Here is a 6,525-nt window from a genome sequence, read left to right as displayed (position 1 = left end):
CTCCGGCTCGGCCGCCTACAACATCGGCCTGTCCAACCGTCGCGCCCGCACCGTGGCCGACTCCCTGGTCGCCCAGGGCGTCAACGGCGGCGTCATCGCGCTGGACGGCAAGGGTGAAACCGCGCTCGCCAAGGCTACCGCTGACGGCGTCCGCGAGCCCCTCAACCGTCGCGCCACCATCGACATCAACTTCTAAGACCGTGACGGCCGCGATCCCCCAGGGATCGCGGCCAGACCGGACGAAAAAGTCGTCGATGACAAAAGATGAAGCCGCCGCCCCTCACGGGGCGGCGGCCGTCTCTCTTGTCGGGCGTGATGCGCATCACTCTGAAATAACAGCACTTTCATATTGCGGGTTGATCCGTCGAGCGGCAAAAGCCAAAAGGATCGGATGGCGGATTCAATGGCGCCCGCCCGTAAACCGCCAGATCTCATCGATCGTTTTCCCGGGTGCGGACTGAGGCATGGTTGATCTCCGAGCATCGAGGGCCCTGTCCGGTCGGCGTCGCCGTAGGCACCGGCTGCGAACCACCTCCGACACCCGGATATCGTCTGACCTGAGGACCGCCTCGCCCCGCGCCAGGGAAGCCGCCGTAGCGGCGTCGCCGACCGTGCTGTTTCCCAAGGCTGCTGCGAGCGGGCTTCACGGGCGGCGGTTCCTGATCGTCAGCGCCCCGTTCGGCGGCTTCGGCATGGCGCTGGGCGAGGTGCTGGAGGCCAAGGGCGCGGAGGTCCGGCGCATGATCTTCAACGCCGGCGACGCCCTGAACTGGCGTCGACCCGGCGGCGTCGTCTTCAAGGCCTCGGCGGAAGACTGGCGCGCTCAGGCGGAAGGCGTGCTGGCCGACTACACCGACGTTGTGCTGTTCGGCGAAGGCGGGCCCTACAACCGCGCCGTGCTGGGTCAAGCGGAGACGCTCTCGACACGGATTTGGGTGCTGGAGAACGGCTACTTTCGGCCAGACTGGGTCACCGTGGAACGCAACGGCGTCAATGCGTCCAGCGGACTGCCGCGCTTTCGCGAGGGATACCCTGCGCCGGCGCCGGAGGCGCCCGACGTTCGCCCGGTGGGTAAGATCCTGCCCCACCACGTCGCCAACATAAGCCTGTACCACATTGCGCAGGGCCTGGGCTCCGCGGCCTTCCCGAAGCATGCGAACCACTACACGGCCTCGCCCTGGCGCCAGTGCGTCGGCCATATCAGACGATATGTCGGCCTGACGTTCCGAGGGACGGCGGAGGCGACGATCGACCGGATCGCCGCACGCGGCCCGTTCTTTATCGCCTGCCTGCAACGGGAGGGCGACGCCCAGCTGCTGCGCTATTCCCGCTACGCCGACAACACGGCCTTCCTCGCCGCGGTGGTGCGCAGTTTCGCCGCTTCCGCGCCGGCGGGCTGCCGTCTGCTGGTGAAGAACCATCCGCTGGACCCCGGACTGGTCGATCTGGAACGCGTCACGCGCCGCCTCGCGGTGGAGGGCGGCGTGCAGGACCGGGTGGACTTCATAGACGGCGGCAATCTGGCGCGCCTGTGCCGCGCGTCACGCGGCATGATCGTCAACAATTCGAGCGCCGCGCTGTCGGCGCTGGGCTTCCAGACGCCGGTGAAGGTGCTGGGCGACGCCTTCTTCGATTTCGAGGGGCTGACGCACCAAGGCGACCTGGACGACTTCTGGAACCGGCCCGAAGCGCCCGATCCCGCCCTGTTCGCGCGCTTCCGCGCCCACGTGATCGCGCAGACCCAGGTGAACGGAAACTTCCATGAGCCCAAGGCCATGAAGGCGACAGCCCGTGGCGTCGCGGCCGTCTTCGAACGCGGCGTCGACTGACGCAACTGTGGCGCCCGCGTCACCCTAGGGCGCTGTCATATCACTGTCATATAACTGTCGCCCAGCGTTCTGAGATGGGGCTTAGAGGGGGCCGCATTCCGGCGGGCGACCCCGCCCGCCGCCTTGGGCCGACGCCCGCATCTGGGGATAGATGACATGATCAACCGCAAACGCCTGTTCTGGGCGACCACCGCCCTCGCCGGCGCGCTTGCCGTCGCGAACGGCGCTGCCGCGCAATCGACCGGCACCGAGGCCACCGAAGTCCAGGAAGTCGTCGTCACCGGCACGCGCGGCCCCCGCACGACCGACGGTTCGATCATCGCCGAAACCGTCGCCAAGACGCGCTCCTCGGTCACCCAGGAATTCATCGCCCGTCAAGCCGCCGGTCAGACCATCCTGCAGACGCTGAACCTGACGCCGGGCCTGAACTTCACCAACGCCGACCCGTACGGTTCGTCGGGCGGCAACATCCGCCTGCGCGGCTTCGACGGCAACCGCGTGTCGCTGACCTTCGACGGCATTCCGCTGAACGACACCGGCAACTATGCCACCTACACCAACCAGCAGCTGGACCCGGAACTGATCGAGCGCGCCTCGGTCAACACCGGCACGACCGACGTCGACAGCCCCACCGCCTCGGCCACCGGCGGCACCATCAACTACACGACGCGTCGCCCCGCCGCCGACTTCGGCGGCTGGGTCCAGGCTTCGGGCGGCACCTTCAACTATCGCCGCTTCATGGGCCTGATCGACACCGGCGAGATCGGCCCGTGGGGCACCTCGGCCTGGTTCGCCGTCTCGGATCAGACCTATGACAAGTTCAAGGGCCTGGGCGAGCTGAACAAGACCCAGTACAACTTCCGCATCTATCAGCCGCTGCGTGACAACGGCGACTTCGTCGCTTTGTCGGGTCACTATAACGAGAACCGCAACAACTCGTACCTCGGCCCGAACCTGGGCACCACGACCGGCTTCTGCGATGTCGCCCAGACCCAGGTCTGCCAGGATCAGCCCTTCGACACCGACTTCGTCAACACCTACAACCCCGTGCCGGTTCGTCCGGGCGTGGCTGACGTCGACCCGTCGTCGAACAACAACTACTACGGCCTGCGCATCAACCCGTCGAACACGGGCAATGTGCGCCTGAACTCGCGCTTCACCCTGGCCGAAGGCCTGATCTTCACCTTCGACCCGTCGTTCCAGTACACCCTGGCCAACGGCGGCACCCAGAACACCGTGCTGGCCGAGAACAGCGCGCTGCTGCGCGGCACCCGGACGACCGGCGGCGTCGACCTGAACGGCGACGGCGACATCCTGGACCAGGTGCGGGTCATGAACCCGTCGAACACCAACACCCACCGCTACGGCATCAACAGCTCGCTGATCTGGAACATCAATGACGATCACCAGATCCGCGGCGCCTATACGCTGGACTGGGGCCGTCACCGTCAGACCGGTGACTACGGCTACATCGACTTCTCGAATCCGAGCTCGCCGCGTTACGTCGACGAGTTCGGCGGCCGCAACGAGGACGACAACCAGATCGTCAATCTGGACGGCTTCGCCCTGCAGAACCGCGATCGTCTGTCCTACGCCTCGCTGAACCAGTTCGCGCTGGAATATCGCGGCAACTTCCTGAACGACGCCCTGACCCTGAACCTCGGTGTTCGTGCGCCGTTCTTCGAGCGTGAACTGAACCAGTTCTGCTATTCGCAGAACGCCTCGTCCAACGTGCTCTGCACCTCGCAGGTCCCGAACGCGACGCTGGCCAACGGCAACGTCACCTTCGCCGGCAGCTCGACCCAGTACATCGCGCCTTACGAAGCCACGAAGAAGTTCGACGACGTCCTGCCGAACGTGGGCGCCGTCTATCGCTTCGGTGAGGGCCAGTCGGTCTACGCCTCTTACGCCGAAAGCCTGTCGGCGCCGCGTACGGACAGCCTGTACACGGTCGCCCGCCTCGCGGACGGCTCGATCGGCAACCCCACCGTTCAACCGGAAACCAGCCAGAACTTCGAGCTGGGCTACCGGTTCAACGCGCCGGGCCTGATCGTTCAGGCCTCCGCCTACAGCAACAGCTTCGACAACCGCATCGTCAACACCTACGACGAAGACCTGGGCACCTTCGTCGACCGTAACGTCGGCTCGGTGGAAAGCATCGGCTTCGACGCCTCGGTGGGCTGGGAGCCGATCCAGAGCCTGAGCCTGTACGCTTCGGCGTCGTTCCTCGACAGCGAACTCCAGGACGACTACGTCCTGAACTCGTCGGGCCTGATCGCGGCGACCGAGGGCAAGGAACTGGTGGAGACCCCGGGCGAGTCCTTCGCTCTGCGCGCCTCCTACGACTTCAACGACGTGTTCTCGGCCGGCATCCAGGGCAAGTACGTCGGAGAGCGTTGGGTCACCGACGTGAACGACCTGAAGGTGGACGCCTACACCGTCGTCGATCTGGACGCCCGGTTCGACTTCGCGCCGCTGGGCTTCGAAGGCACCTATCTGCAGTTCAACGTCACGAACCTGTTCGACGAGGAGTACTTCGTGAACCTGGGCACCCGCACCTCGGCGACCCCGGGCCAGCCGGGCTACAGCCGCCCGTTCGCCGGTTCGGCTCCGCCCCGCACGGTGATGGCGACCCTGCGCTACGCCTTCTAAGGCAGACCGCAGTTCAGGAAATGAGGAAGGGCGGCCCGGCGACGGGCCGCCCTTTTCTTTTGGCCAGACGAGGACACGCGGCTGGTGGCCCCTCAAAGCGGGCGGACATTGAAGTCCGGGGCGCTTGGGGCCATATGGCGCGGCTCCGCGTTTACGCCCCCTGACAGGACGCCTTCGCATGACCGCACCCATCCCCGCCGAATGGTCCCCGCACCGCGCCATGTGGGTCGGCTGGCCTAGCCACGGCGATCTTTGGGAAGACAACCTCGCGCCCGCCCAGGCCGAGGTCGAGGCGCTGGTGCGCGCCCTGGCGGGGCCGGGGCGGGAGCAGGTGAAGCTTCTGGTCGGCAATGACGAGGCGCTGGCGGATGCTCGGGCGCGTTTCGAGGGCGTCGACGGGGTGACGGTGATCGCCGGTCGATTCGGCGACATCTGGCTGCGCGACACCGGCCCGATCTTCGGCGCAGGTTCACGCACGGCCAACGCCTTCCGCTTCAACGGATGGGGCGGCAAGTACGACCTTCCGCACGACGACAAGGTGGCCGACCAGATCGGCGAGGCGTCCGGCGCGGCGCTGTCGCGTCACGACTTCGTCCTCGAAGGCGGCGCGCTGGACCATGACGGCGCGGGCACGATCCTGACCACCCGTCAGTGCCTGCTGAACCCCAACCGCAATCCGGATTGGACGGCCGCCGCGGCCGAGACGGCCCTGACCGAAGCCCTGGGCGCGCGCCGGGTCGTTTGGCTGGGCGACGGCCTTCTGAACGATCATACCGACGGGCACGTCGACAATCTGTCGCGCTTCGTCGCGCCCGGCGTCGTGGCCTGCCCCGTGGCCTGGGGCCGCAACGATCCCAACGCCGAGGTCTATGACGCCACGGCGCGGGACCTGCACGCCGCCGTCGATGCGGAAGGCCGCGCCCTGAAGGTGCTGCGGATACCGTCGCCCGGCCTGGTGCTGGACGAGGACGAGCGCCCGATCCCCGCCAGCCACATGAACTTCCTGATCGCCGACGGCGCCGTGATCGTGCCGACCTACGGCGACGACCGCGCCGCCGGGATGGCCTGCGAGGCGCTGAAGACGGTGTTCCCGGACCGCGAGGTCATTCCGCTGCCGTCGCTGGCCATCCTGTCCGGCGGCGGCTCGTTCCACTGCATCTCCCAGCAGGAGCCCGCCTGATGCCCCGCACCATCTCCGTCGCCGCGCTCCAGACCGCCTATGGCGAAGACCTGCAGGCGAACATCGACAAGACCATCGGCTTGGTGCGCGAGGCGGCCGCCAGGGGCGCGCAGGTGATCCTACCGTCGGAGCTGTTCCAGGGGCCCTATTTCTGCGTGTCGCAGGAGGAGCGCTGGTTCGGCCACGCCTACGAATGGCGCGAGCATCCGTGCGTGACGCAGCTGGCGCCGGTGGCCCGCGAACTGGGCGTGGCCATCCCCGTCTCGATCTTCGAGCGCGAAGGGCCGCAATACTACAACTCTCTGGTGATGCTGGACGCGGACGGCGAGGCGCTGGGCGTCTATCGCAAGAGCCACATCCCCGACGGCCCGGGCTACCAGGAGAAGTACTATTTCCGGCCCGGCGACACCGGCTTCAAGGTCTGGAAGACGCGCTTCGGCCGGGTCGGCGTCGGCATCTGCTGGGACCAGTGGTACCCGGAGACGGCGCGAGCGATGATGCTGCAGGGTGCGGAAGTGCTGATGTACCCCACCGCCATCGGCACCGAACCGCACGACGACACCCTGGACACGGCCGAGCCCTGGCGGCGCGCCATGCAGGGGCATGCGGTCTCCAACGTCGTGCCGGTCGTGGGCGCCAATCGCATCGGCCATGAACAGGTCACCGAGGCGGGCCAGACCTTCTACGGCCACTCCTTCATCGCCGACCATCGCGGCGATCTGGTCGAAAGCCTGGGCAAGGACGAGGAAGGCGTGCTGGTGCACGAGTTCGACCTCGACTTCCTGGATCGGCACCGGGCGGCGTGGGGCTTCTTCCGTGATCGTCGCACCGACCTGTACGGGTCCTTGCTGGGACCACGCTGAG

General features: G+C 67.0%; 5 protein-coding genes. All 5 read left to right on the top strand.

Annotation, left to right across the window (positions count from 1 at the left end):
* Window positions 1–196 (top strand): OmpA family protein (locus tag ACE3PU_RS00695; protein WP_374385599.1); only part of this gene is annotated, 196 nt, incomplete at its 5' end.
* Window positions 197–611: 415 nt separating this feature from the next.
* Window positions 612–1,829, top strand: coding sequence for a capsule biosynthesis protein (locus ACE3PU_RS00690; protein ID WP_374385597.1), 1,218 nt, complete (start codon window positions 612–614; stop codon window positions 1,827–1,829).
* Window positions 1,830–1,985: 156 nt separating this feature from the next.
* Window positions 1,986–4,481 (top strand): TonB-dependent receptor, encoded by a 2,496-nt coding sequence (locus ACE3PU_RS00685; protein WP_374385595.1) that lies wholly within the window; start codon window positions 1,986–1,988, stop codon window positions 4,479–4,481.
* A gap of 178 nt (window positions 4,482–4,659) precedes the next feature.
* Entirely contained in the window at window positions 4,660–5,661 is a 1,002-nt protein-coding gene (locus tag ACE3PU_RS00680; RefSeq protein WP_374385593.1) for an agmatine deiminase family protein, read from the top strand.
* Window positions 5,661–6,524, top strand: a complete 864-nt coding sequence (gene aguB, locus ACE3PU_RS00675) for an N-carbamoylputrescine amidase (RefSeq protein ID WP_374385591.1) — start codon at window positions 5,661–5,663, stop codon at window positions 6,522–6,524. Before ACE3PU_RS00680 ends, aguB begins: the two co-directional genes overlap by 1 nt.
* Window position 6,525: the final 1 nt, after the last annotated feature.

Source organism: Brevundimonas sp., from assembly GCF_041911375.1.
In the GTDB taxonomy this organism is placed as follows: Bacteria; Pseudomonadota; Alphaproteobacteria; order Caulobacterales; family Caulobacteraceae; genus Brevundimonas.
Note: the sequence above shows the minus strand (reverse complement) of the source record. Positions and strands in the feature narration are given on the sequence as shown.

Bases quoted from the DNA above. Each gene is read 5' to 3' on its own strand.
- aguB (WP_374385591.1), top strand. From the start codon at position 5,661: ATGCCCCGCACCATCTCCGTCGCCGCGCTCCAGACCGCCTATGGCGAA.
- ACE3PU_RS00680 (WP_374385593.1), top strand. From the start codon at position 4,660: ATGACCGCACCCATCCCCGCCGAATGGTCCCCGCACCGCGCCATGTGG.
- ACE3PU_RS00685 (WP_374385595.1), top strand. From the start codon at position 1,986: ATGATCAACCGCAAACGCCTGTTCTGGGCGACCACCGCCCTCGCCGGC.